This window comes from Streptomyces sp. NPDC003635 (genome assembly GCF_053587635.1).
Genome location: NZ_JBSFOK010000023.1, coordinates 104,648 through 128,421 on the forward strand (window position 1 = coordinate 104,648; position 23,774 = coordinate 128,421).

Annotated in this window: 23 protein-coding genes; 10 read left to right on the top strand and 13 right to left on the bottom strand. The window is 71.3% G+C overall.

Going from position 1 to position 23,774, the window contains the following annotated elements; translation table 11 throughout:
- Window positions 1–6: 6 nt before the first annotated feature.
- The 3 genes from ACWDRW_RS22270 to ACWDRW_RS22280 all read right to left on the bottom strand — a co-directional run bounded on the left by ACWDRW_RS22270 (window position 7) and on the right by ACWDRW_RS22280 (window position 3,163).
- Entirely contained in the window at window positions 7–666 is a 660-nt protein-coding gene (locus ACWDRW_RS22270) for a family 16 glycoside hydrolase (protein ID WP_451725581.1), read from the bottom strand.
- A gap of 26 nt (window positions 667–692) precedes the next feature.
- Entirely contained in the window at window positions 693–1,835 is a 1,143-nt protein-coding gene (gene wecB / locus ACWDRW_RS22275; protein ID WP_451725582.1) for a non-hydrolyzing UDP-N-acetylglucosamine 2-epimerase, read from the bottom strand.
- An 83-nt stretch (window positions 1,836–1,918) separates the two neighbouring features.
- Window positions 1,919–3,163, bottom strand: coding sequence for a glycosyltransferase family 2 protein (locus ACWDRW_RS22280; protein ID WP_451725583.1), 1,245 nt, complete (start codon window positions 3,161–3,163; stop codon window positions 1,919–1,921).
- Window positions 3,164–3,567: 404 nt separating this feature from the next.
- On the opposite strand from ACWDRW_RS22280, the gene ACWDRW_RS22285 reads away from it, so the two are divergent.
- Together ACWDRW_RS22285 and ACWDRW_RS22290 are read left to right on the top strand one after the other, a co-directional pair.
- Window positions 3,568–5,442: a DUF2334 domain-containing protein gene (locus ACWDRW_RS22285; protein ID WP_451725584.1), complete on the top strand. Its 1,875-nt coding sequence runs from the start codon at window positions 3,568–3,570 to the stop codon at window positions 5,440–5,442.
- Between the two features lie 31 nt (window positions 5,443–5,473).
- Window positions 5,474–6,448, top strand: coding sequence for a glycoside hydrolase family 113 (locus tag ACWDRW_RS22290; protein ID WP_451725586.1), 975 nt, complete (start codon window positions 5,474–5,476; stop codon window positions 6,446–6,448).
- Here ACWDRW_RS22290 and ACWDRW_RS22295 read toward each other — a convergent pair.
- A complete protein-coding gene (locus ACWDRW_RS22295) occupies window positions 6,445–7,350 on the bottom strand; it encodes a chitosanase (RefSeq protein ID WP_451725588.1) in 906 nt (301 codons plus the stop codon). The two genes, ACWDRW_RS22290 and ACWDRW_RS22295, sit on opposite strands and share 4 nt — an antisense overlap.
- Window positions 7,347–8,258 carry a rhomboid family intramembrane serine protease gene (locus ACWDRW_RS22300; RefSeq protein ID WP_451725589.1) on the bottom strand — a complete coding sequence of 304 codons (912 nt, stop codon included), beginning with the start codon at window positions 8,256–8,258 and terminating at the stop codon, window positions 7,347–7,349. Before ACWDRW_RS22300 ends, ACWDRW_RS22295 begins: the two co-directional genes overlap by 4 nt.
- 146 nt (window positions 8,259–8,404) lie before the next feature.
- On the opposite strand from ACWDRW_RS22300, the gene ACWDRW_RS22305 reads away from it, so the two are divergent.
- Both ACWDRW_RS22305 and qcrB read left to right on the top strand, forming a co-directional pair.
- The gene (locus tag ACWDRW_RS22305) at window positions 8,405–9,133 is read left to right on the top strand and encodes a vWA domain-containing protein (protein WP_451725591.1); all 729 of its coding nucleotides are present in this window, start codon (window positions 8,405–8,407) and stop codon (window positions 9,131–9,133) included.
- A gap of 76 nt (window positions 9,134–9,209) precedes the next feature.
- On the top strand, window positions 9,210–10,847 hold the full coding sequence (gene qcrB / locus ACWDRW_RS22310; RefSeq protein WP_451725593.1) for a cytochrome bc1 complex cytochrome b subunit: 1,638 nt from the start codon (window positions 9,210–9,212) through the stop codon (window positions 10,845–10,847).
- Here qcrB and ACWDRW_RS22315 read toward each other — a convergent pair.
- Complete coding sequence (locus tag ACWDRW_RS22315; protein ID WP_451725594.1) at window positions 10,822–11,757, bottom strand: acyl-CoA dehydrogenase family protein; 936 nt, start codon at window positions 11,755–11,757, stop codon at window positions 10,822–10,824. The genes qcrB and ACWDRW_RS22315 overlap by 26 nt on opposite strands.
- The gene (locus tag ACWDRW_RS22320; RefSeq protein WP_451725595.1) at window positions 11,757–12,887 is read right to left on the bottom strand and encodes an acyl-CoA dehydrogenase family protein; all 1,131 of its coding nucleotides are present in this window, start codon (window positions 12,885–12,887) and stop codon (window positions 11,757–11,759) included. Before ACWDRW_RS22320 ends, ACWDRW_RS22315 begins: the two co-directional genes overlap by 1 nt.
- 49 nt (window positions 12,888–12,936) lie before the next feature.
- On the opposite strand from ACWDRW_RS22320, the gene ACWDRW_RS22325 reads away from it, so the two are divergent.
- The 3 genes from ACWDRW_RS22325 to ACWDRW_RS22335 are packed head-to-tail and all read left to right on the top strand — an operon-like array spanning window position 12,937 to window position 15,521.
- Entirely contained in the window at window positions 12,937–13,719 is a 783-nt protein-coding gene (locus ACWDRW_RS22325; RefSeq protein ID WP_451725596.1) for an SDR family oxidoreductase, read from the top strand.
- 15 nt (window positions 13,720–13,734) lie between these two features.
- Complete coding sequence (locus ACWDRW_RS22330; RefSeq protein ID WP_451725597.1) at window positions 13,735–14,346, top strand: TetR/AcrR family transcriptional regulator; 612 nt, start codon at window positions 13,735–13,737, stop codon at window positions 14,344–14,346.
- A 17-nt stretch (window positions 14,347–14,363) separates the two neighbouring features.
- The gene (locus ACWDRW_RS22335) at window positions 14,364–15,521 is read left to right on the top strand and encodes an acetyl-CoA C-acetyltransferase (protein ID WP_451725598.1); all 1,158 of its coding nucleotides are present in this window, start codon (window positions 14,364–14,366) and stop codon (window positions 15,519–15,521) included.
- Window positions 15,522–15,725: 204 nt separating this feature from the next.
- On the opposite strand, the gene ACWDRW_RS22340 is transcribed toward ACWDRW_RS22335, so the two are convergent.
- Genes ACWDRW_RS22340 through ACWDRW_RS22360 form a run of 5 tightly spaced genes read right to left on the bottom strand, consistent with a single transcriptional unit; the run spans window position 15,726 to window position 19,701 of the window.
- A complete protein-coding gene (locus ACWDRW_RS22340) occupies window positions 15,726–16,367 on the bottom strand; it encodes an SIMPL domain-containing protein (RefSeq protein ID WP_451725599.1) in 642 nt (213 codons plus the stop codon).
- On the bottom strand, window positions 16,364–17,428 hold the full coding sequence (locus tag ACWDRW_RS22345; protein ID WP_451725601.1) for an NAD(P)H-dependent flavin oxidoreductase: 1,065 nt from the start codon (window positions 17,426–17,428) through the stop codon (window positions 16,364–16,366). Before ACWDRW_RS22345 ends, ACWDRW_RS22340 begins: the two co-directional genes overlap by 4 nt.
- Window positions 17,428–18,144, bottom strand: a complete 717-nt coding sequence (locus ACWDRW_RS22350) for a CoA-transferase subunit beta (protein WP_451725602.1) — start codon at window positions 18,142–18,144, stop codon at window positions 17,428–17,430. The genes ACWDRW_RS22345 and ACWDRW_RS22350 overlap by 1 nt, the downstream gene beginning before the upstream one ends.
- Window positions 18,141–18,947 carry a CoA transferase subunit A gene (locus ACWDRW_RS22355; RefSeq protein WP_451725604.1) on the bottom strand — a complete coding sequence of 269 codons (807 nt, stop codon included), beginning with the start codon at window positions 18,945–18,947 and terminating at the stop codon, window positions 18,141–18,143. The genes ACWDRW_RS22350 and ACWDRW_RS22355 overlap by 4 nt, the downstream gene beginning before the upstream one ends.
- A gap of 1 nt (window position 18,948) precedes the next feature.
- Entirely contained in the window at window positions 18,949–19,701 is a 753-nt protein-coding gene (locus ACWDRW_RS22360; protein WP_451725606.1) for an enoyl-CoA hydratase family protein, read from the bottom strand.
- Window positions 19,702–19,754: 53 nt separating this feature from the next.
- Here ACWDRW_RS22360 and ACWDRW_RS22365 point away from each other — a divergent pair, with 53 nt between their 5' ends.
- Window positions 19,755–20,513: an SDR family oxidoreductase gene (locus ACWDRW_RS22365; RefSeq protein WP_451725608.1), complete on the top strand. Its 759-nt coding sequence runs from the start codon at window positions 19,755–19,757 to the stop codon at window positions 20,511–20,513.
- A 257-nt stretch (window positions 20,514–20,770) separates the two neighbouring features.
- The gene (locus ACWDRW_RS22370) at window positions 20,771–21,682 is read left to right on the top strand and encodes an SDR family oxidoreductase (protein ID WP_451725610.1); all 912 of its coding nucleotides are present in this window, start codon (window positions 20,771–20,773) and stop codon (window positions 21,680–21,682) included.
- 111 nt (window positions 21,683–21,793) lie between these two features.
- Here ACWDRW_RS22370 and ACWDRW_RS22375 read toward each other — a convergent pair whose 3' ends face one another.
- Window positions 21,794–22,672 (bottom strand): hypothetical protein, encoded by an 879-nt coding sequence (locus ACWDRW_RS22375; RefSeq protein WP_451725612.1) that lies wholly within the window; start codon window positions 22,670–22,672, stop codon window positions 21,794–21,796.
- Window positions 22,673–22,834: 162 nt separating this feature from the next.
- Here ACWDRW_RS22375 and ACWDRW_RS22380 point away from each other — a divergent pair, with 162 nt between their 5' ends.
- Window positions 22,835–23,635, top strand: coding sequence for a S1 family peptidase (locus tag ACWDRW_RS22380; RefSeq protein WP_451725613.1), 801 nt, complete (start codon window positions 22,835–22,837; stop codon window positions 23,633–23,635).
- Window positions 23,636–23,774: the final 139 nt, after the last annotated feature.

The window sequence follows — 23,774 nt, forward strand, 5'->3', positions numbered from 1 at the left end:
GCGCCGTCACTTTTCCTGGGCCCTCAGCCCCTCGAACCGCACCGACGCGTCCTCGGTGTACGCCCCCACCCTCCCTTCCCGGTAAGGGCGTTCGGCGTCGGTGAACTTCACCAGGGTCTCCCCGCCCACCGTGACGGTGACCGAGGCCCCGCGCTGTTCCACCAGCACCTCCGACCAGTCACCCACCTCGAACTTCTCGTGCCCGGTGGCCAGGAACCGCTGCCCGCCGGGGTAGGCCGGATCGCGCTTGCCGAGCTCCCAGCCGTTGGGCTTCAGGGTGACGTAGTAGAAGTGCTCCGGGTCGGTGTACGCCCACACCAGCCACGGCACCTCCCAGGGATTGGGGTCGGGTTCGCGCAGTTGCTCCACCGTGCGCATACGGGCCTCGAAGCGGACGTCGGTGTACGACGCCGTACTCACCACGAGTCCCGCATGGGTGGTCCCCGGGTCTTCCGCGGGCATCGGCGACAGCGTCAGCGAGTCGTCGTCGCCCGAGTTGGTGCCGTGGCCGTTGAAGACCGACAGCCACCGGCCGTGCGTGGAACCGTCGGCCCAGGGCGTCCGCGGTGGTGACGGTTCGTCGGAGGCGCACTGCGTCAGGGTGATCACGAGCACTCCCGCGAGCGTCACCGCCAGGAGGACGCCACGCAGGAGTGAGCGAGTCATGCCGTCGAGTATGGCCCTCGCGATCCTCAGACCGTGGCGTCGACGGGGACATCCGCGGCGAAGTCCTCGGCCAGCTGCGCCAGCACCCGGTCCGCCGCCCGCCCGTCGCCGAACGGATTGCCCGCGCCCGCCATCCGCCGGTACAGCACCGGATCGTCGAGCAGTTCCCCGGCGGCCCCCTCGATGATCTCCGGATCCGTGCCGATCAGCCGGGCCGCGCCCGCCTCCACCGCCTCCGGGCGCTCGGTGGTGGTCCGCAGCACCAGGGCCGGCTTGCCGAGGCTCGGGGCCTCCTCCTGGATGCCGCCGGAGTCGGTCAGCACCAGATCGCACTCGGCGAGCGTGGCCGCGAAGTCGAGATAGTCCAGCGGCTCGACCAGCGAGATGCCGTCGTGTCCGTCGAGTTCGGGCAGCAGCACCTCCCGCACGGCAGGGCTCAGATGCAGCGGCAGCACGATCTCCACGTCCCCCCGCCCGGCCAGCCGGCGCAGCGCCCGGCCCATCCCGCGCATCCGCTCGCCCTGGTTCTCCCGCCGGTGCAGGGTGACCAGGATCCGCTTGGCCGGGGTGCGGAAGGCGGAGCTGCCGGTGCCCTCGGCCAGCACCCACAGCAGGTTGTCGATGACGGTGTTGCCGGTGACGAACACCTGCTCCTTCGGCACGCCCTCGTCGGTCAGATGCCGGGCCGCGCGGGAGGTCGGGGCGAAGTGCCAGCGGGCGATACGGCCGATCAGGCTGCGGTTGAGCTCCTCCGGGAAGGGGTTGTCGATGACACCGGTGCGCAGTCCGGCCTCGACATGAGCGACCGGGATCTTCTCGTAGAAGGCGGCGAGCGCCCCGGCCAGCGCGGTCGTGGTGTCCCCCTGCACCAGGACCAGGTCGGGGCGCTTCAGACGCATCACGTCACCGAGTTCGGCGACCAGGCGGGCGGTCAGGTCGGACAGCTGCTGGCGGCTGCGCATCACGTCGAGCGCGATCCGGCTGGTGACGCCGAGCAGGCCGAGCATCTGGTGGAGCATCTCGCGGTGCTGGCCGGTGGTGACGACGAGCGGTTCGAACCGGGTGCCGGCGGCCATCGAACGGGCCACCGGCGCCAGTTTGATCGCTTCGGGCCGGGTGCCGAGCACCAGCATGGCGCGTACGGGCACGACGGATGGAGGTGTGGACATGGCGAGCCCCCCTTGGGCGCGCGCGGTCGCAGGGCCGCGCGTAAGGGTGAGAGAGACGAGAGACGGCGGAGGTCGAAGACGTGTCAGGTGCGCGCGGTCTTCAGCCAGGTCCGCTTGCCGGTGAGCATCCGCCAGAAGCCCCACCAGCCGGCGGCGAACCAGATGTAGCCGTAGAAGACGAAGACATGGGCGAGCAGCACCGAGCGCACCAGGCCGAGGTCCCGCTCCCGCCTGGCGTACACGAAGCCGTAGGCGTACGCGGCCGTGAACGACAGCAGATAGGGACCGATCAGCCACATGGGCGAGACCAGCGGCTGGCCCTCCTGGATCGAGGCCACGGTGGTGGCGCCCAGGGCGACGAGGAAGGACAGCGGAAGCAGCGAGGTGAGCAGGATCAGCACCGGGCTGGACAGGTGGTAGAGCAGGTCCAGCGCCGGACGGGTCGGGACGTCGCGCAGGATGAGCGGGACCAGCCCGGCCGACTGCAGATGTCCCTGGAACCAGCGCGAGCGCTGCCGGATCAGCCGGCGCAGGCTGAGCACGGCCTGCTGGGAGACCGAGGCGGTGGTGCAGTGCTGGTTGGTCCAGCCCTTGGCGATCAGCCGTACGCCGAGGTCGAGATCCTCGGTGAGGCTGTCGCTCCAGGGGCCGTCCCCGCCCAGGGTGTCGAGCGCGGACAGCCGCATGAACTGTCCGTTGCCGCCCATGCCCACGCTGCCGATGAAGCGGCGGGCGCTCTGGAAGACATCGCCGTAGACGACGAACTCCATGTCCTGCATGCGGGCGAGCAGCCCCTGGCCACGGTTGTACATCCGGACGCAGACCTGAACCGCGCCCGTACGCGGGTCGTCGAAGCAGGGGTCCACCGACTGCACGACATGGGGGTCGAGACGGCCGTCGGCGTCCACCACGCACAGCACGATGTCCCCGGGGTCACGGCCGGCGAGCAGCCCCGACTCCCTGAGGTGGCGCACTCCGTCGTTGAGCGCGGCGCCTTTGCCCCGGCGCGCGTTCGGGAGCCTGCGCCGGTGCAGCCGGACCCGGTCGGGGTCGGCGGCCAGCGCGATCTCGGCGGTGCGGTCGTCGGAGCCGTCGTCGATGACCAGCGCCATGAAATTCCCGGCGGGCAGCGAGGTGATACGCGCCAGGCTTTCGGAAAGAACTCGCTCCTCGTTCAGACAGGCGAGCAGGAATACATAGAACCGTTCTCTCCGCTCGGTTCGGGACCGGCGAATTCTGCGCCGAGAGAGCAGGAAAAGACTCGTGTTGTAGCAGCCGGCCAGCACGATCAGGGTCACGCTGGCCCACAGCAGCAACTCAATGATCATGGCCACCCCCGGCGCTGACCTGCGCTTTTCTGGTCTGTCTACGCAGGTGCGTCCGGGCTATGAGTATCAGAAGGGCGGCCAGGCAGTAGAGCAGGAATCCGGCTCCCGCCGTGGCCTGCAGAGCTTTGGCCAATGGCAGTCCGGGTATCGCTTCCGGCGCGGCCATGGCCCCTGCCAGAGGCAACAGTGCCCCCAGCGCGGGTCGTCCGTACATTGTCCCCCCACATTTCACAGCGCGTCCCCAACGCGCGATGGTGAACGTAGCAGACCGCCGGGGCGCATCAGAAGGGCGTTCAGGAAAAACAGGTGCGCCATTGACACCCTTCTTGATCGCCGAGAACAATCGGTGACTTCCTGCTGGAAAAACTCTTTGCCAAAAGCTTGGCAAAGTGGGGGGATTGATCGTGAGACCACTCAACGGGCCTCGGAGAAGGGGATTTCCGAGGCTTTCCCTGCTGCTGTTACTCGTAGCCGCGCTGTTCAGCGGCACCTTCCTGGCCGCCGGCGCCCAGGCGGCCGGCGGACCGGACCGCCACCACGGCGCGTCGCACGGCACCCGGTCCGGACTCAACCGGGTCGACCTCAAGGCCTGGGCGAAGGCCCAGCTCAAGGCCGACAGAGCGCGCCACGACCGGGCGCGCGCCAAGACCACCGCGGCCGTCGCCCCGGCCCTCGAGACCACTACCGGGACCACCTCCGCACTGGCCGCGGCGGTCAGCCGTCAGGCGGAGCTGATCTCCCCGGCCGACATCGGCCCCGCCGCCGAACCGACCACCCTCGTCCTGTACGACACGGCGGGCCCCTACGGGCACCTCGGCGAGCTGTACGCCATGGCCACGGCCAACCTGGCGGGCCACTTCGGCAGCGTGACGGCGAGGCCGGTCTCGCAGTACACCGCGGGCCTGGTGGAGTCGTACACGGCGACGATCTACATCGGCTCGACCTACTACTGCTGCGACGTCCCGGACGCGATCCCGGCCGCCTTCTACCAGGACGCGCTGACCACCACCAAGCCCGTGACCTGGATGGGCGCCAACATCTGGAACATGGCCAACTCGGTGGGCGTCACCCAGTTCGCGCAGAAATACGGCTGGGACCCCACGACGTCGTACTACGACGACGGCGGCTCCGTGGGGACCGTCACGCAGGTGACGTACAAGGGGCAGACGCTCACCCGGAAGATCCCGGCCGGGCAGGACGGCGGGGTGCTGCGCCCCAACGTTCTGACCGGCACCGGCTATCCGCAGGTCACCCGGCTCGCCGAGGGCCTGGACAGCTCCAACGGGCACACCTTCGGCTGGGCGATCCGCTCGTCCAACCTCACCTACGTCGGTGAGATCCCCTTCGCCTACGTCTCCGAGAGCGACCGGGTCATCGTCTTCGAGGACCTCCTCTTCGACGCCCTCGCCCCCGCCACCACCGAACGGCACCGGGCGGTCGTCCGGCTGGAGGACATCAGCCCGAACTCCGAACCCTCCGAACTGCGGGCCATCGCGGACTACTTGTACGCGCAGCGGATCCCGTACGGGATCAACGTCATCCCCGTCTACACGGACCCGAACGGCACGTACAACAACGGTGTCCCGGAGACGGTCGAGCTGACCGACCGGCCCCAGCTGGTCAACACGCTGAAGTACATGCTGGACCGGGGCGCGGTGCTGATGAACCACGGCTACACCCACCAGTACGGCAACACCGCCAACCCCTACAACGGCGTCAGCGGCGACGACTTCGAGTTCTACCGGGCCCATGTGGACTCCGCGAACAGCGTGGTCTACGACGGCCCGATCCCCGGGGACTCCGCCGCCTGGGCGCAGGGCCGGGTCGACAGCGCGCTCGCCGAGTTCGCGGCGGCCGGCCTGCCGAGGCCGACGCTGTGGACCACTCCGCACTACGCGGGTTCGGCGACCGACTACCAGGTATTCAGCTCGAATTACTCTGCCCGTCTCGAACGGTCGCTTTATTTCGCCGGAACCCTCAGCGGGGTCGCGTCGGATCCGAACCGATTCATCGGGCAGTTCTTCCCGTACGTGGTGCGTGATGTGTACGGGACGAAGGTGATTCCCGAAAACATCGGGAATTACGAGCCGGAGGAATACAACAACCATCCGCCACGCCTGCCGGCCGATCTCATCGCCTCGGCCAAGGCCAACCTGGCGGTACGGGACGGCTTCGCCAGCTTCTTCTACCACCCGTACTTCCCGGTCCAGCCGCTGCGGGAGACCGTGGAGGGCATCAAGGCCCTGGGCTACACCTTCGTCAGCCCCGCGAGCCTGTGAGGCGCCAGTGAGGGGGAGGACCGTCGCCGTCGTGGCGGCGGTCCTCCTCGCCGTGGGCGGATGTCAGCCGGAGCGCGAGGAGGCGCCCGTGATCCGGGGCATCACCCTGCCCTCCTGGTACCGCACCGACTACGCGAGCCCCGCCGCGGACCGCTACCTCCGGGACATCAGGGCCACCGGGGCGCGCTGGGTCACCTTCACCCCCACCTGGTACCAGCACCGCCGGGGCGACGCGGTGATCCGGCGCACCGACGAGACGGCGAGCGACGCGAGCCTGCGCGGGATCGTGCGACGCGCCCACGCCCACGGCCTGCAGGTCATGATCAAGCCCCATGTCGACCTGCCCGGGGACGGCGACCGCGCCGAGATCCGCCCCCGCGACCGCGCCGCCTGGTTCACCTCCTACCGCCGCTTCATCACCCACTACGCCGACCTCGCCGCCGCCACGGGGACCGAGCAGTTCGCGGTCGGCACCGAACTCGCGGGCGTCTCCGCCGACCGGGCCGCCTGGACCGACGTGATCGCCGCCGTCCGCGACCGTTACGACGGCACCCTCACCTACGCCGCCAACTACGACGAGTACCGGCGCATCGGCTTCTGGCGCGAGCTCGACCTGATCGGCGTCGACGCCTACTGGCCGCTGGCGGACCGGCCCACCCGCTCCGTCGAGCGGCTGCGCGCGTCCTGGCGGCCGATCGGGGACCGGCTCGCCGCCTACTCCCGCGAGCAGGGCCGCCGCATCCTGTTCACCGAGGCCGGGTACGTCAGCCAGCGCGGGACGACGACCGCCCCGTACGACTGGACGGTCAGCGGCCGCCCCGACACCGACGAACAGGCCGCCGCCTACCGGGCGCTCCTGGACACCTTCACCGGCCGCCGCTGGTGGGCCGGCGTCTGCTGGTGGATGTGGGACGACTGGCCGGACAGCGGACAGACGCCGAGGAAACTGTCGTACACCCCGCACGGGAAACCGGCCGAGAAGGTGCTCAGAGAGCGGTGGGCCTAGGGGACGTGATACGGCTCCCCGTACATCCGCCAGCTGAGCGGCGTGGCCAGCGACAGGTTGCCGTCGTACAGCCACTGGCGCTGGGCGGTGTCGATGCGGCTGGTGTCCGCGGTCGACTTCTTCCGCTTCATGGCCTGCTCGCGGATGTCGAGGAAGATGTCGAGGTAGGCCTTCTCCGACCCGCCCAGCGACGGCAGCTTCGCCTCGTGCAGGGCGCGCTCGCGCAGCCCGTAGAAGCCGTTCGGGCTCGGGTCCGGGCCGTGCAGGACCATCGCGTCGTAGTAGACGAACTGCCCCAGCGTGCCCAGGCCGTCGAGCTTGGCGAGCCGGACCGCGGGGTTGAAGTACACGTCGTCCCGCTCCTGGTCCTGCGCCTGGCGGAAGGCCGGTTTCTTCGCCTCCGCCTTCCAGGCCGCGGGGAAGCCGGGGTCCAGGCCCTCGTGCGAGTCCGTGCCGTCCACCTCGCGCAGGGCGGGCAGGTAGCGGGCGAGGCCGTTGTCCGGGTGGGCCTTCGTGTACCGCTCGACCAGGGCGAGCAGATCGTGCGTGCCGGTGCAGAAGCCGATGACGCCGGCCGTGTAGCCGCAGCCGTCGCCGTTGTCCTCGACGCTGCCGTAGCCCAGACGCCAGTTCAGGCTGGAGAACTCGGCCGTGGCCGTGATCTTCAGGGCCAGTTCCTTCTTGGCGGGGTCGGCGAGGCCCGGCGGGAGGCTCGCGATCGTCTTCTCGTCCGCGGCGCGTTCCGTCTCGGCCCGCTCCTTGGCCTCCTCGCGGGCGAGCTGCGCCGCCGAGATCGGCGGTTTCGCCGGGCTCTGCGCGGAGTCGGACGGCATCAGGAAGTAGGCCGCCGCCGTGATCGCGACGGGCACGGCCGCGAACGCCAGGATTCCGGTACGTCTCACTTCAGCCCTCCGACCCTCACCACGGCCACCAGCACGAGCAGCGCCAGCACCGCCGCACAGGACACCGCCTGGACCACCGCCCGGCGCGGCCCCTGGGGCACGTAGGCGTACGCCAGTGCCACCAGCCCGCCGGTCAGCAGGCCGCCGAGGTGGCCCTGCCAGGATGTCAGTCCCGCGGAGAGCAGCAGCCACAGCAGCAGGAAGGCCATGAAACGGTTGACGGACGCCATGTCGGCGCCGATCCGCCGGGCCATGACGTAGTAGGCGGCGCCCAGCCCGAAGATCGCGCCGGACGCGCCCAGCGTGGACTGCCCCGGGTCGTCCAGCAGCAGCACGAGGACCGATCCGCCGAGCGCGGACAGCAGGTACAGGGCGAGGAAGCGGGTGCGCCCGAGCATGGGCTCCACCGCCCGGCCGAGCGTCCACAGCGAGAACATGTTCACCACGACGTGCAGCAGCCCGAACGTGCCGTCGGTCGGCGGCTGATGCAGAAACGCGCTGGTGATCAGGCGCTCCCACTCCCCGGCGACCAGACCCTCCGGCTCCAGGACCGCAGGGTACGGCGCGTGGTAGACGTAGGCGACGCCGTCCGGGTCCACCAGCCTGGCCCCGATCAACGAGAACCGCTCCACGATCTCCGGGCGCACCACCTCGGCCAGGTACGCCAGCAGGTTCAGCGCGATCAGGGCGTACGTCACCAGCGGCGTGCGCGAGATCCGGCCGCCGACGACCGTGCGCGCCTCGCGCACCGACCTCGCGCCCTCCCGCACGCACTCGGGGCACTGGAAGCCGACGGCCGCGTCCCGCATGCAGTCCGGGCAGATGTGCCGCTCGCAGCGGGTGCAGCGGATATGTGACTCCACCGCCGGATGGCGGTAGCAGGTCGTGACGGCGGACTCGGGTTCCACGCCGGCTCCTCGGAAGGCATCGGGGACTGTTCTGAGCCGGTGGGGACGGCGGCGAACAAAATAACCAACAGCGGTGGATGCCGGGAGAGGAGGGTCGCCCGTGCCGTAACCTCGGCAGGCGATCGGTCGAGTCGAGGGGGGTCCGCATGGCGGCCATCAGTCTCAGCAAGGTGGAGGAGACCGCGCCCGCGCTGGTCAGCCTGTACAAGAGCGCCGGGGTGTCGCTCACCAAGCACGGGCTCGACGGGCTGCGCGCCGCGGTGTACCTGGTCGTCGACTACTCCGGCTCCATGAAGCCCTACTACAAGGACGGCAGTGTCCAGGCGCTCGCCGACCGGGTGCTCGGTCTCTCCGCCCACCTTGACGACGACGGCCGGGTGCCGGTCGTCTTCTTCTCCACGGACGTCGACGCCGAGACCGACATCGCCCTCGCGGAGCACCAGGGGCGGATCGAGCGGATCGTGGCGGGTCTCGGGCACATGGGCAAGACCAGCTACCACCTCGCCATGGACGCCGTCATCGACCACTACCTCGACAGCGGCTCCCGCGAACCCGCCCTGGTGGTCTTCCAGACCGACGGCGGCCCGATCAACAAGCTCGCCGCGGAACGGTATCTGTGCAAGGCGGCGCGGCTGCCGCTGTTCTGGCAGTTCATCGGCTTCGGGGACCCGTCGAGCAAGCAGTTCGACTATCTGCGCAAGCTCGACGAGCTGTCCGTCCCGGCCAAGCGGGTAGTCGACAACGCCGGTTTCTTCCACGCGGGCCAGGACCCGCGCAAGGTCTCCGACAGCGAGCTGTACGACCGTCTGGTCGGCGAGTTCCCGAAGTGGCTGGTGGCGGCGCGGGCGCAGGGGATCGTCCCGGCCCGGGCCTGAACCGGCGCCCGCCCCGTTGGCTCAGGCGTACGACCGTGCCACCCTGAGAGTGATCCGAGGGGGAGGGCGACGGCGTATGGGCGGCGCGCGAACGGACGGACGGACGGCCCGCGGGGAAGCGGCCGGCAAGGGCGAGAAGCTCGCCGACTGGGCCGACGGACGGCTCGGCATCTACACGCTCGGCAAGGGAATGCGCAAGGTGTTCCCCGACCACTGGTCCTTCATGCTCGGCGAGGTCTGTCTCTACAGCTTCATCGTGCTGATTCTCACCGGCGTCTACCTGACGCTCTTCTTCGACCCCAGCACCACCGAGGTCGTCTACAACGGCACCTATGAGCCGCTCAACGGCGTGCTGATGACCCGGGCCTACGAGTCCACGCTCGACATCAGCTTCGACGTACGCGGCGGCCTGCTGATCCGGCAGATGCACCACTGGGCGGCTCTGGTCTTCATCACCGGCATGCTCGTGCACATGATGCGGGTGTTCTTCACCGGCGGCTACCGCAAGCCCCGCGAGGTCAACTGGGTGTTCGGCTGGCTGCTGTTGATGCTCGGCATCATCACCGGGCTCACCGGCTACTCCCTGCCCGACGACCTGCTCTCCGGCACCGGTCTGCGGTTCGCGCAGGGCGCGATCCTGTCCGTTCCGATCGTCGGGACGTACCTGGCGTTCTTCCTGTTCGGCGGGGAGTTCCCCGGGGAGGACTTCATCGCGCGGCTGTATCCGATCCACATCCTGCTGCTGCCGGGGATCATGCTCGCCCTGGTGGTCGGCCATGTGATCCTGGTCTGGTACCACAAGCACACGCAGTTCCCGGGTCCCGGCCGCACCGAGAAGGCGGTCACCGGCATGCCGCTGCTGCCGGTGTACATGGCCAAGGCCGGCGGCTTCTTCTTCCTCGTCTTCGGCACCCTCGCGATCATGGGCGGGCTCGCCCAGATCAACCCCGTATGGGCCTTCGGGCCCTACCGCCCTGACCATGTCACCACCGGTGCCCAGCCCGACTGGTACCTGGGGTTCTCCGAGGGCCTGATCCGGGTGATGCCGGGATGGGAGATCACCGCCTGGGGCCACACCCTGGTGCCGGGCGTGTTCATCCCCTTCTCGCTCTTCCCGCTGATCCTGCTCGCCCTCGGGGTGTATCCGTTCATCGAGGCGTGGATCACCGGCGACAAGCGGGATCACCACATCCTCGACCGGCCGCGCAACGTGCCCGTCCGCACCGGCCTCGGCGTGGCCTGGCTGACCCTGTACGTGGTGCTGCTGATCGGCGGCGGCAACGACATCGTGGCCACGCATCTGCATCTGTCCATCAACGCCATCACCTGGTTCGTCCGGGTGTCGGTCTTCGTCGCGCCCGTCGTCGCGTTCCTCGTCACCAAGCGGATCTGTCTCGGCCTCCAGCGCCGGGACCGCGACAAGGTGCTGCACGGCCGGGAGACCGGCACCGTCAAACGGCTCCCGCACGGCGAGTACGTCGAGATCCACGAGCCCCTGTCCCAGGCCCAGTTGCACACCCTGACCCAGCACGAGCAGCATCCGCCGTACGAGATCGGGCGGCTGGTCGACGCCAACGGCGTACGTCGGCCGGTGCGGGTGTCGCAGCGGGTGCGGGCGCGGCTGGCGCGGGCGATGTTCGGGCCCGGGACACGGATCCCGAAGCCGACGGCGGAGGAGTACCGGGAGATCACCAGCGGCGACCACCACCACTGAGCACGACGCTCCGGCACTCCTCCGGGGTGCCCCAGGCGGTGCGCAGTGCGCGGGACTTGGTCAGCCACAGGGACAGATCGCACTCCGCCGTGTAGCCGATCGCGCCGTGCAGCTGGAGCGCGGTGCGCGCGGTGGTGTACGCCGCCTCGCAGGCCGCGAGCTTGGCGGCGGCGAGGTCGGCGGGGGCGAGGGTGAGGGCCGCGCCGAGGACCAGGGGGCGGGCGAACTCCAGGGCGATCCTGGCGTCGGCCAGCCGGTGCTTGACGGCCTGGAACGAGCCTATGGGGGCGCCGAACTGGGTGCGCCGCTTGACGTGGGTCACGGTCTTGTCGAGCAGGGTGAGCCCGGTGCCGAGGGCCTGGGCGGCGGTGGTGAGACGGGCGAGGGCGAGGGCCTGCTCGGCGGGCGGGTCCTTCGCGAGGAGTTCGCCCTTCTCCAGGGGGGTGAGGCGACGGGCGGGGTCGAGGGACGCGTGGACGGGCCCGTGCGCGGGGGAGCGGAACAGGCCTTCGGGGGTAAGGGCGAGGCGGAGGTCGGCCGCGTCGCCGTCGAGGGCGTACGGGCCGCCGTACGCCACGGTGGCCATGGTCCCGTCGGCGAGGGTGCTCCCGCGCTCGGCGAGCAGGACGGCCGCCGTGACCGTTTCGACCAGCGGGCCCGGAACCGCGTACCGGCCCAACTCGACGAACGCGAGCGCGAGTTCGACCGGCCTCGGCCCGACCCCGCCGTACTTCTCCGGTACGGCGAGTCCGAACACCCCGGCCCCGGCGATCCGGCCCCACAACGCGCGTCCGCTCGTGTGCTCCCCGCGGCTCCAGTCCCGTACGACGGCCGGGGTGTCCGCCGCGCCCAGCATCGCGTCCAGGGAGGCGACGAAGGCGCGCTGCTCGGTGTCGGGCAGGAAGCGCATCACCGGCGTCCCTTCGGCAGGCCCAGCAGGCGTTCGGCGATGATGTCCCGCTGTATCTCGTTCGTGCCGGCGTAGATCGGGCCCGCCAGGGCGAAGACGTAGCGCTCGGTCCAGTCCGGGTCCGGGTCCTCGCCGAGAAGGTCCAGCGCGGTCTCGTGCAGCGCGATGTCGTACTCGGACCAGAAGACCTTGTTCAGGCTGGACTCGGGGCCGATGCGCTCGCCGTCGAGGAAGCGGGAGGCGGCGGCGCAGGTGAAGAGCTGGTAGGCGCGGGCGCCGATCAGGGCGTCGGCGACGCGCTCGCGCGCCGAGGCCGGGCTCCCCTTCTCCCGCCACAACGTCAGCAGCCGGTCCGCCGAGGCCAGGAAGCGGCCGGGCGAGCGCAGCATCAGCCCTCGCTCGTTGCCCGCCGTCGACATCGCGATCCGCCAGCCCTGCCCGGGCTCGCCGATCACGTCCTCGTCCGGCACGAAGACCTCGTCCAGGAACAGCTCGGCGAAGGCGGGCTTCCCGTCGAGCCGGCGGATCGGGCGGACCGTCACACCGGGGGCACGCAGGTCGAACATCAGGTAGGTCAGCCCCCGGTGGGGCTCGGCCGCGTCCGGGTCGCTGCGGAACAGGCCGAAGGCCCGGTCCGCGAAGGCGGCCCGCGAGGACCACGTCTTCTGCCCGCACAGCAGCCAGCCGCCCTCCGTCCGCGTCGCCCTCGACCGCAGGGAGGCCAGGTCCGAGCCCGCCTCCGGCTCCGACCAGGCCTGCGCCCACACCACCTCGCCCGAGGCCATGGACGGCAGCACCCGGGCCCGCTGCTCCGCCGTACCGAAGTCGAAGAGCGTCGGCGCGAGGAGGTGGATGCCGTTCTGGCTCACCCGGCCCGGCGCCCCCGCCGCGTAGTACTCCTCCTCGAACAGCAGCCACTGGACCAGGCCGGCCGCGCGACCGCCGTACTCCGTGGGCCAGTTGACGGCCGACCAGCGGTCCGCGGCCAGTTCGGCCTCCCAGGCGCGGTGGGCCGCGAAGCCCTCCTCGGTCTCCAGGGAGGGCAGCGGCTCCGGCGGCACGTGCGCGCGCAGCCACGCACGGGCCTCGGCGCGCAGGGCCGTCTCCTCCGCGGTGAACGTGAGATCCATCGGCCGCCACTCCTTCCCTAACAAGTGTTTGGTAGGTTAGCGTGCCCCTATGACAGGCGTCGAGAGCCCGGCGTACGTCCCCGGGCACGGGCTGCTGAAAGGCCGTACCGCCGTCATCACGGCGGCCGCGGGCGCGGGCATCGGCGGGGCCACCGCGCGCCGGTTCCTGGAGGAGGGCGCGCGGGTGCTGATCAGCGACGCGCACCCGCGGCGGCTGAAGGAGCACGAGGCCGCACTGGGGCGGGAGTTCCCGGGGGCCGTGGCGGCCGCCGTGTGCGACGTCACCGACGAGTCTCAGGTGACGGCCCTGTTCGACGCGGCGGTGGCGGAGCACGGGCGGCTGGACGTCGTGGTCAACAACGCCGGGCTCGGCGGGACTTCGGCGCTGGTCGAGATGACCGACGACCAGTGGTCGCGGGTGCTCGACGTGACCCTCAACGGCACCTTCCGGTGCACCCGGGCCGCCCTGCGCGGGATGCGCGGCACCGGCGGGGTGATCGTCAACAACGCCTCCGTCCTCGGCTGGCGCGCCCAGGCCGGGCAGGCGCACTACGCCGCCGCCAAGGCGGGCGTGATGGCGCTGACCCGGTGCGCGGCGATCGAGGCCGCCGAGTACGGCGTGCGCGTCAACGCCGTGGCGCCCAGCCTCGCCATGCATCCCCACCTCGCCAAGGTGACCTCGCCCGAACTGCTGGCGGAGCTCACCGCGCGGGAGGCCTTCGGGCGGTACGCCGAGCCCTGGGAGGTGGCCAACGTGATCGTGTTCCTGGCCTCGGGCTACTCGTCGTACCTGACCGGCGAGATCGTCTCCGTCAGCGGCCAGCACCCCTAGGACGACAATGGAGCCGTGCCGACCAAGAAGAAGCCCCAGGTGACCGCCGCGCCCGCCCGGCGCCGCGAACTCCTCGACACCGCCGCCGAGGTCTTCGCCGAGCAGGGCTACAACGCCACCACCGTACGCAAGATCGCGGACCACGCGGGCATGCTCGCGGGCAGCCTCTACTACCACTTCGACTCCAAGGAGTCGATGCTGGAAGAGATCCTGCGCACCTTCCTCGACGAGCTGTGGGACGGCTACGACACCGTCCTGGGCGCCGAGCTGGGACCGCGGGAGACCCTCGAAGCACTGGTCACCGAGTCCTTCCGGGAGATCGACCGGCACCGCGCCGCCGTGGCGATCTACCAGAAGGAGAGCAGACAGCTGGTGGCGCAGGAGCGGTTCGCGTTCCTCGCCGAGTCCCAGCGCAGGTTCGAGAAGGCGTGGCTGTCCACGCTGGAGCGCGGGGTGGCGGCCGAGGTGTTCCGCGCCGACCTCGACGTCCGGCTCACCTACCGGTTCGTGCGGGACACGGTGTGGGTCGCCGCGTCCTGGTACCGGCCCGGCGGACACCACAGCCCGGAGGAGATCGCCCGGCAGTACCTGTCGATGGTGCTGGACGGGATCGCCGTACGTATGTAACTCACTGGGGAGTTGCCATGGCCGAGGCCTACATCGTCGAAGCGGTACGGACGCCCGTGGGGCGGCGCGGGGGAGGGCTGGGCGGGGTTCACCCGGCCGATCTGGGCGCGCATGTGCTGAGGGAGCTGATGGCCCGCGCCGGCGTGGACCCCACCGCCGTCGAGGACGTCGTGTTCGGCTGCCTGGACGCCGTCGGACCGCAGGCCGGGGACATCGCCCGGACCTGCTGGCTGGCGGCCGGGCTGCCCGAGGAGGTGCCCGGGGTGACCGTCGACCGGCAGTGCGGCTCCTCGCAGCAGGCCGTGCACTTCGCGGCCCAGGGCGTGCTCTCCGGCACCCAGGACCTGGTCGTGGCGGGCGGGGTGCAGAACATGTCGATGATCCCGATCGCCTACGCCACCCGGCAGGCCGCCCAGCCGCTCGGACTCACCCAGGGCCCCTTCGCGGGCAGCGAGGGCTGGCGGCAGCGGTACGGCGGCAAGCCGGTGAACCAGTTCGTCGGCGCCGAGATGATCGCCGCGAAGTGGGGCATCAGCAGGCGGGACCAGGAGGAGTTCGCGCTGCGCTCGCACGAGCGGGCGGTGCGGGCGATCGACGAGGGGCGCTTCGACCGGGAGGTCGTGGCCTACGGCGCGGTCGTGGCCGACGAGGGTCCGCGCCGGGACACCTCGCTGGAGAAGATGGCCGCGCTGAAGCCGGTCGTGGACGGCGGCACGATCAGCGCCGCCTGCTCCTCACAGGTCTCCGACGGCGCGGCGGCCATGCTGCTCGCCTCCGAGCGGGCGGTGCGCGAGCACGGGCTGACGCCCCGCGCGCGGGTGCACCATCTCTCGGTGCGCGGCGAGGACCCGATCCGGATGCTCACCGCGCCCATACCGGCCACCGCGCACGCCCTGAAGAAGACCGGCATGACCATCGACGCGATCGACCTCGTCGAGATCAACGAGGCCTTCGCGCCGGTCGTCCTGGCCTGGCTGAAGGAGACCGGCGCGGACCCCGACAAGGTCAACGTCAACGGCGGCGCCATCGCCCTCGGTCACCCCCTGGGCGCCACCGGCGTCCGCCTGATGACGACCCTCCTGCACGAACTGGAGCGCACCGGCGGCCGGTTCGGACTGCAGACGATGTGCGAGGGCGGGGGTCAGGCCAACGTGACGATCATCGAGAGGGTGTGATGGTCGCGACGGTGTGGCCGCCCCACTCGGCGGACGGAGTCCGGCGCAGGCTTCCGAAGCCTGTGAGGCCCCTGGGGCCGAGCAGTGCGAGGGGGCCGTCGGGGATGGCGCCGATGTGCGAGGGCGGGGGTCAGGCCAACGTGACGATCATCGAGAGGCTCTCAGTGGCTGGATGAGAGGTACTCAAGGGCCCAACGAAAGCCCTCAGTGGCCGAGTGAGAAACCGAGCACCACGCCCGCCGCCACCTGCACCATCCCCGGCGCGAGATCACCGGCCGAGGTCCCGCCCCCGCCGCCGTGCCCGCGGTACTGGCGGAACTCGTACGACTCGGCGTCCACGTCCTGGATGTGGATCACGGCACCGAGATGCACGCCCGCCGCGTCCGCGTAGACCTCGGCCTTGCGGCGGGCGGCGGCCACCGCCCGGCGGCGCGCCTCGTCCCGCAGGGCGGGCTTGTCGTGGACGTCGAACTCGACGCCGTCGATGCTGCGCGCGCCGGCCTCCACCACGTCCACCAGCAACTGCTGGAGGTTGTCCAGCGTCTCGGTCTCGATGACGTACTGGGCCTGGCAGAGGTACCCCAGGAACTTCCGCGTGCCGTTGGCATGGCCGTACTCCGAGCTGAGCCGCAGCCGGGAACCCGACACCGAGGCGTCCGGTATCCCGTGCGCGCGCAGCACCTCGCGCAGCCGGGTCACGGCCGCGCCCGCCTCGTGAAACGCCTGCTCGGGTTCCGGCTCCAGCTCCTCCACGCCCAGCTTCACCCGGACCAGTTGCGGCTCCGCCCGCACACTGCCCGCGCCAAAGACACTGATACCCCACGGGTCGTTGATCGTCTGCGTCATGCGCGCATTGAAGCACCGCCCGCCGGCAGCGCGCCCAGGGTTCGCGCGGCCTCGGCCATGATCCGCTCGACGAGTTCGGCGCAGGACGGCAGATCGTCGATGACCCCGGCGACCTGTCCGGACGCCATCACGCCGAGGTCCGTACGGCCGTCGACCATCGTCGCCCTCAGCAGCATCGGGGTGTTGGCGGCGAGCAGGACCTGGCTCCAGGTCAGATCTCTGCCGTGCCTCAGCGCCCGTCCGTCCTGGATCATCCGGCGCCAGCTCAGCCCCGACAGGCGCCGGAAGCCCGCGGCCCGCCGTACCGCCCGGAGCAGTGCCGTCGCACGGCCGGAGCGTTCGAGCGCGTCGACCAGTTCCGTGCGGAGCATGCGGTGCGGCAGGCCGTCGACGGCCGTGGTGACGGTGACGTCCTGGACCGCCGCCGCCAGATACCGCGCCTTCACGGCGTCCGGGACCGTCGAGTCCGAGGTCATCAGGAAGCGGGTGCCCATGGCGACGCCCGCCGCCCCGTAGGCCAGCGCCGCGACCAGGCCCCGCCCGTCGAAGAACCCGCCCGCGGCGACGACGGGGATCCCTACGGCGTCCACCACCTGCGGCAGCAGCACGGTCGTCGCCACCTCTCCGGTGTGCCCGCCGCCCTCCCCGCCCTGCACGATCACCGCGTCCGCGCCCCAGCCCGCCACCTTCTCGGCATGGCGCCGGGCACCCACGGTCGGGATCACCACCACGCCCGCCTCCTTGAGCCCGGCGATCAGCTCGGGGGAGGGGGCCAGGGCGAAGGAGGCGACCCGTACGCCCTCCTCGACGATCACCCGCACGCGATCGCCGGCGTCCGTGGCGTCCGCGCGGAGATTGACGCCGAAAGGCGCGTCCGTACGGGACTTGACCTCGCGCACCGCCTCGCGCAGCCGGTCGACGGTCATGGTGGCGGAGGCCAGGATGCCGAGCGCGCCCGCGTTCGCCGTCGCGGAGACCAGCCGGGGGCCCGCCACCCAGCCCATGCCGGTCTGCACGATCGGATGCCGGACGCCGACGAGGCGGGTCAGCGCGGTCTCCATCAGCGGTCGACCTCCCGCGCGCGGGCGTTCTCCGGGTCGATCACCTCGCGGATCAGACGCAGTTCGGCGGGGTCGGGATCGCGGGTGTACGGCACCTCGCCGGAGACCGTCAGCGCGAAGCCGGTCGCCTCCCGGACCTCCTCGACACTCACCCCCGGGTGCAGCGAGGCCAGGCGCATCGAGCGGTCGGGGGTGGCGAAGTCGAAGACGCCGAGGTCGGAGACGACGCGCGGGATGTGGTGGTGACGGGCGCCCGCGGCACGGTCGTAGCCGACCCCGCACACCATGTCGACGCGCTCGACGAAGACCCGCCGGGAGTGCCGGGGGATCCAGTAACTGGTCGGGTTGTTGAGGGTGTTGACCGGCGCCCCGCGCACCCCGAGCAACTGCCGCATCGGTCTCGCCCAGTCCCCGACGCACGCGATGTTCTGGTTGCCGAAACGGTCGATCTGGCTCGCGCCCATCATGACGTGACGCTTGCCGCCGGTGACGAGGGTGAGGTGACGGCGGTACGGCAGCCAGCCCTCGACCGTGCCGTCCGCGGTGACGAGCATCGCCTCGCCGTCGGTGAGCAGCAGGTCGGGGGAGAAGGTGAGCCGGGCCAGCCGGGCACCGACGGAGGGGATCAGGCCCATGGGGCTGGCGAGGATCTCCCCGGCGCCGCGCCAGGCCTCGGCGCAGGCGATCACGCAGTACTCGGCGCGGGTGGCGGTCACGACGCCCCCTCCCGGAGGTACCGCGCGGCGAAATCCGGCCAGGGTGTGGTGGCGTACTCCTTCTGTCCGGCCTCGTCCCGGCCGTAGTCGGGCGCGCAGGACGTGAAGCGGGCGCCGCCGGGGACCTCGGCCACACCGGTGACGTTGTGCCGTTGGATCAGCAGCGTCTGAGGCGCCCCCTCCTTCGCCAGCTCGGCCGTGTCGACGATCCGTTCACAGGAGACGTAGGCCGCGTCCGCCGCCTCGCAGAACAGGTCGTCGAAGTAGGGATCGGGGCCCAGGTACTGCCCGTTGCCGAGGCGGTCGGCGCGGTTGACGTGGACCAGGGCCGCGTCGAGGCGGAGGGCCGGCACGGCGACGAAGGTCTCGCCGTCGTCGTACGGCGAAGTGACCGTCCGCAGGCCCGGGTTGACCCGCATGACGTCCGAACCGAGGGCCGTGCGCACCGGCAGGAACGGCAGCCGGTTCGCGGCAGCGCGCAGGCCCCACAGGAACATCGCCTCGTCGAGTTCCGTCAGTTCGAGGCCGCCGCGCTCGCGGGCCGCGCGGTAGTGCGGTTCGAGGGGGATCGAGTCGAGGGTGACGAAGGGGGCGACCAAGCGGCGGATCCGGCCGGCGGCGGCGAGCATGCCGACGTCGGGGCCGCCGCAGGAGACGACCGTGAGATCGGTGATCCCGGCCCGGAGCACCGCCTTCACCAGGGCCATCGGCTTGCGGCGGGAGCCCCAGCCGCCGATGCCGAGGGTCATGCCGTCGCCGAGCCGGGAGACGACCTCGTCGGGGGTCATGGTCTTGTCGGCCATCTCAGTCACCGTCCTCGCCGCGGGCCCCGAAGGTGTCCCGCACCCGGGCGCCCACCCCGCTGACGCTCGCCTCGTAGGTGAAGCCCTGCTCGTAGCGGTAGGCGCGATGGACGTCGACGGGGTCGATCCCGTTGATGGCCGCCTTCGCCAGGCGCAGCAACTCGCCGTCCTTGGCCGCGATGTCCTTCGCCAACTCAAGTGCGGCCTGCCGGAGTTGTTCACGGGGCACGACCCGCCACACCGAGCCGTGCCGGTGCAGCTCGGCGGCGGTCGCGGTGCGTGAGGTGAAGTACAGGGTCCGCATCAGGTGCTGGGGGACCAGCCGGGCGAGGTGGGTGGCGGCGCCCAGGGCTCCCCGGTCCAGCTCGGGCAGCCCGAAAGTGGCGTCCTCGCTGGCCACGATCGCGTCGGCGTTCCCGACGAGCCCGATGCCGCCGCCGAGGCAGAACCCCTGCACGGCCGCGACGACGGGCACCTCGCAGTCGTACACGGCCGAAAAGGCGGCGAAGCAGCCCCGGTTGGCACCGAGGAGCGCGCCCTGGCCGTGGCTCTGGATCTCCTTGATGTCCACGCCCGCGTTGAATCCCCGGCCCGCGGCGGCCAGCACCACACACCGTGTCCCCGGGTCGCGGCCGGCCGCGCGGATCGCGTCGGCGAGCGCGTACCAGCCGTTCACCGGCAGGGCGTTGACGGGCGGATGGTCGACCGTGACGAGACGGATCCCCTTTTCCGGGGACGAGGTGGAGACACTCATGGGCGCATCAGCTACCTTCCACCTAACGTTTGTTAGGTGGAAGGTAGCAGCGGATGGAGCTGAACGGGAAGCTCGCCGTCGTCACCGGCGGCACGCGCGGCGTCGGCGCCGGCATCGCCCGCGCCCTCGTCGAAGCGGGGGCGGAGGTGGTGGTGTGCGCGCGCAGGGCGCCGGAAGTGCCGCTGAAGGGGACCGAGTTCAGGACGCTGGACGTCAGGGACGCCGTTTCGGTCGGCCGCTTCTTCACTGAACTCCCCCGGCTGGACGTGCTCGTGAACAACGCGGGCGGCACCCCGTACCGGCTGCTGGCCGAGGCGGAGGCCGAGCGGCACGCGCGCGTGCTGGAACTGAACCTCACCGCGCCGCTGACGGTCTCGCTCGCCGCGTACCCGCCGCTGCGGCGGGCCCGAGGGAGCGTGGTGATGATCGGCAGCGTCAGCGGCGGCCGGCCCTCGCCGGGCGCGGCCGCGTACGGGGCGGCGAAGGCGGGCCTGGAGAGCCTCGCGCGCTCGATGGCGGTGGAGTGGGCGCCGGAGGTCCGCGTCAACACGGTGGTGGTCGGGATGGTCCGCACGGAGCTGGCGCATCTGCACTACGGCGACGAGGAGGGCGTGGCCGCGGTGTCCCGCACGGTCCCCCTCGGGCGGCTGGCCGAACCGGCGGACGTGGGCGCGGCGGCGGTGTTCCTCGCCTCGGACGCGGCCGCCTACGTCACGGGGGCGAGCCTCGCCCTGCACGGCGGCGGGGAGCGGCCTGCCTTCCTGGACGCGGCGCGGCGGGAACCGGCGGCGGATGGAGGGCTCGGCAGGTGACGGAGGGCTCGGCATGTGATGCGGGATGCGGCAAGGGAAGCGCGGGCTCGGCAACTTGCCGGGCTCGGCGACTGGCGGGGCTCGGCATGTGATGCGGGATGCGGCAAGGGAAGCGCGGGCTCGGCAACTTGCCGGGCTCGGCAGCCGGCGGGGGCTCGGCGTGTGATGTGGCGCTCGGCAACGTGCCGGATTCGGCCATGGGCGCGGGCTCGGCAACTGATGCGGGGAATCGGCAACTGCTCACCGAAGGAGCTGAGATGACCGGAATCTGCGACGGGCGGGTCGTCGTCGTCACCGGCGCCGGCCGGGGCCTCGGCCGTGCCCACGCGCTCGCCTTCGCGGCGGAGGGCGCGAGGGTGGTCGTGAACGACCTGGGCGTCGGCCTGGACGGCTCCGGCACCCCGGGCGCCGAAGGCCCGGCGGCTCGGGTGGCCGCGGAGATCCGGGACGCGGGGGGCAAGGCGGTGGCCCACGGCGGCGACATCGCGACCTCGGGGGGAGCGGCCTCGCTGATCCGTACGGCTGTGGAGACGTACGGGCGCCTGGACGCGCTGGTCAACAACGCCGGGTTCCTGCGGGACCGGATGCTGGTGAACCTGGACGAGGAGGAGTGGGACGCGGTGATCCGTGTCCACCTCAAGGGCCACTTCCTGCCCCTCAAGCACGCGGCGGCGCACTGGCGCGCGGAGGCGAAGGCGGGCCGCGTCCCGACCGCGAGGGTCGTCAACACCAGCAGCGGGGCGGGCCTGTTGGGTGCGGTGGGGCAGGGCAACTACAGCGCGGCGAAGGCGGGGGTGGTGGCCCTGACCCTGGTGGCGGCGGCGGAACTCTCCCGCTACGGCGTCCAGGTCAACGCCATAGCCCCGGCGGCGCGGACGCGGATGACGGAACGAACGTTCGCCGACACGATGGCGGCCCCCGAAACCGGCTTCGACGCGATGGCCCCGGAGAACGTGTCCCCGCTGGTGGTGTGGCTCGGCTCGCCCGAGAGCGCCGGCGTGACCGGCCGCGTCTTCGAGGCGGAGGCCGGCCGCATCACGGTGATGGACGGCTGGCGCAGGGGACCGAGCGCCGACAAGGGGGCACGCTGGGGCGTGGGTGAGGCGGGGGAGGCGGTACGGAAGCTGCTGGGGGAGGCGGAGCAGCCGCTGCCGGTGTACGGGGGGTAGGGCAGTGCGGCCAGGGCGCGGGGGGTAGGGCAGTGCGGCCAGGGGCGCGGGGAACTGCGCGACCGGCCACGACGAACCCGCGGGCGACTCACCGGCCCGCTCGCGCGGCGATCACGTGTCGCATTCGAGAACCGTCCGGCACAACCCGCACCGCGCCCGCACCCTGCCCCGCACCGGCACCCGAATCCGCTGATGGCACGTCGGGCAGGGGAACGACACCCGCAAACCCCCGCCATCCGGGCTGAACGTGTACGGCGCTCCCGGCGCCGGCCCGCCGCCGTGCCGCCGATCCCGCGCGTACCGCCGCCGACCCGCCCACCCCGCCGCCGTCAGCGGCGGCTGCTGCTCGTCGCGCCGCGCCTCCGCCAGCCCCTTGCCGTACGCGGTGTACGCCTGCGGACTGGTGAACCACACCGAGGGGTCCTCCCCGAACACCAGCGCCCGCTTGGCCAGCACGTACCCGAACTCCTCCGGCGTCAGATACCCCAGCTTCTGCGACGACGCCCCGTCCTCCCGGTACGCGTCCAGCAGCAGCCACCCGGCACCCAGATACGTCGTCGCCGTGTCGGTCAGGATCTCGTTGTCCCGCGTGCCCGGGAACGACAGGTCCAGCCGGTGCAGATACACATGCATGATCTCGTGCGCCAGGGCCGCCCCGATGTCCCGCCGATGCGTCCGGAACCGGTCGTTCAGTTCGACGAAGTACTCGGGCCCCGCGGTGAGTTCGACGTTCGCCGCATGGGTCATCTCACGGAAACTCACGATGATCCGCGCGTCCGGCAGCCGGTAGTGCCGCACCAGTTCCCGCGCCACCCGCTGGGTCCCCAGATACAGGTCGTCGGTGTCGCAGAAGGCCACGTCGGCAGGGGCCACACTGCTCGCGAAGGTCTGCACGGTGTCGTAGGACAGCCGCTTGTACAGCGCGGTGATCGCCGCCCGCACCGTCTCCAGGTGTGAGTAGCCGTGCTCGACCGGTCCGCCGTTCGCCACGTCCGAACCCCCAAGACGCCTGAACCCGAATCCACTCTACGGGGATGTGAGGGATATTTCGCCGCTCGGGTTCCATCGCCGGTACGTGAGATCCGTCCTTGTCATGCCCCCTCCCTGATCTTCATACTGCGGGCCGCCCAACCCCTCACGAAAGGACTTGCGTTGACCCTTAACGCGCCCAAGAGAATCGGCGGCCTGTCCCTGGCCAAGAAGGCCGCGGCAGCCGGTGCCGTCGCCCTCGCCGTGGCGTCCCTCCAGCCGGTGAGCGCGGCCCAGGCCGCCGACACGCGCGTCGTAGGTGGAACGCCCGCGGCGCAGAACGAGTTCCCCTTCATGGTCCATCTCTCGATGGGCTGCGGCGGGGCGCTCTACAAGAAGGACATCGTCCTGACCGCCGCCCACTGCATGGACGGCTCCGGCAACAACACCAGCATCACCGTCACCGCGGGTGTCAACGACCTCAACTCCTCCGCGGCGATCAAGGTCAAGTCGAAGAAGGTCAAGGTGGCGCCGGGCTACGACGGCACCGGCAAGGACTGGGCGCTGATCAAGCTCGCCAAGCCGATCGACAAGCCCACGCTGAAGATCGCCACCACCGACCGCTACAACCGCGGCATGTTCACGATCGCGGGCTGGGGCGACACGCGGGAGGGTGCCGGCACCGGCACCACCAAGCTGCGCAAGGCCACCGTGCCGTACGTCGCGGACCGTGTCTGCAAGCGCCACTACGGCAACCGTCTGGTGGCCAAGGAGGAGATCTGCGCCGGCTGGACGCGCGGCGCGATCGACACCTGCCAGGGTGACTCCGGTGGCCCGATGTTCCGCAAGGACGACGCCGGCAAGTGGATCCAGGTCGGCATCGTCAGCTGGGGTGACGGCTGCGCCCGCGCGGGTGTGCCCGGCGTCTACACCCAGGTGAACACGTTCGCCGCCGACATAGCCCGGGCCGCGTCCGCCCTCTAGGCGAGCGGCCGGGAACAGGTGAGCCGCGGGCTGTCTCGGAGGAGGCCCGCGGCTCACTCATACGCCCCGCGGCAGGTGCCGCGCGCTCGCACGCCTCCCGCGCGTGGGCCGCGCGCTCGCACGCCTCCCGCGGCAGGGG

What these genes read in the sequence shown, in the direction of transcription:
- ACWDRW_RS22360 (WP_451725606.1), bottom strand. Translation starts at nt 19,701, where the DNA reads ATGAGTGTCTCCACCTCGTCCCCGGAAAAGGGGATCCGTCTCGTCACG.
- ACWDRW_RS22315 (WP_451725594.1), bottom strand. Translation starts at nt 11,757, where the DNA reads ATGCGCTTCCTGCCCGACACCGAGCAGCGCGCCTTCGTCGCCTCCCTG.
- ACWDRW_RS22355 (WP_451725604.1), bottom strand. Translation starts at nt 18,947, where the DNA reads ATGGCCGACAAGACCATGACCCCCGACGAGGTCGTCTCCCGGCTCGGC.
- ACWDRW_RS22340 (WP_451725599.1), bottom strand. Translation starts at nt 16,367, where the DNA reads ATGACGCAGACGATCAACGACCCGTGGGGTATCAGTGTCTTTGGCGCG.
- ACWDRW_RS22270 (WP_451725581.1), bottom strand. Translation starts at nt 666, where the DNA reads ATGACTCGCTCACTCCTGCGTGGCGTCCTCCTGGCGGTGACGCTCGCG.
- ACWDRW_RS22370 (WP_451725610.1), top strand. Translation starts at nt 20,771, where the DNA reads ATGACCGGAATCTGCGACGGGCGGGTCGTCGTCGTCACCGGCGCCGGC.
- ACWDRW_RS22325 (WP_451725596.1), top strand. Translation starts at nt 12,937, where the DNA reads ATGACAGGCGTCGAGAGCCCGGCGTACGTCCCCGGGCACGGGCTGCTG.
- qcrB (WP_451725593.1), top strand. Translation starts at nt 9,210, where the DNA reads ATGGGCGGCGCGCGAACGGACGGACGGACGGCCCGCGGGGAAGCGGCC.
- ACWDRW_RS22305 (WP_451725591.1), top strand. Translation starts at nt 8,405, where the DNA reads ATGGCGGCCATCAGTCTCAGCAAGGTGGAGGAGACCGCGCCCGCGCTG.
- ACWDRW_RS22345 (WP_451725601.1), bottom strand. Translation starts at nt 17,428, where the DNA reads ATGGAGACCGCGCTGACCCGCCTCGTCGGCGTCCGGCATCCGATCGTG.
- ACWDRW_RS22365 (WP_451725608.1), top strand. Translation starts at nt 19,755, where the DNA reads ATGGAGCTGAACGGGAAGCTCGCCGTCGTCACCGGCGGCACGCGCGGC.
- ACWDRW_RS22280 (WP_451725583.1), bottom strand. Translation starts at nt 3,163, where the DNA reads ATGATCATTGAGTTGCTGCTGTGGGCCAGCGTGACCCTGATCGTGCTG.
- ACWDRW_RS22335 (WP_451725598.1), top strand. Translation starts at nt 14,364, where the DNA reads ATGGCCGAGGCCTACATCGTCGAAGCGGTACGGACGCCCGTGGGGCGG.
- wecB (WP_451725582.1), bottom strand. Translation starts at nt 1,835, where the DNA reads ATGTCCACACCTCCATCCGTCGTGCCCGTACGCGCCATGCTGGTGCTC.
- ACWDRW_RS22320 (WP_451725595.1), bottom strand. Translation starts at nt 12,887, where the DNA reads ATGGATCTCACGTTCACCGCGGAGGAGACGGCCCTGCGCGCCGAGGCC.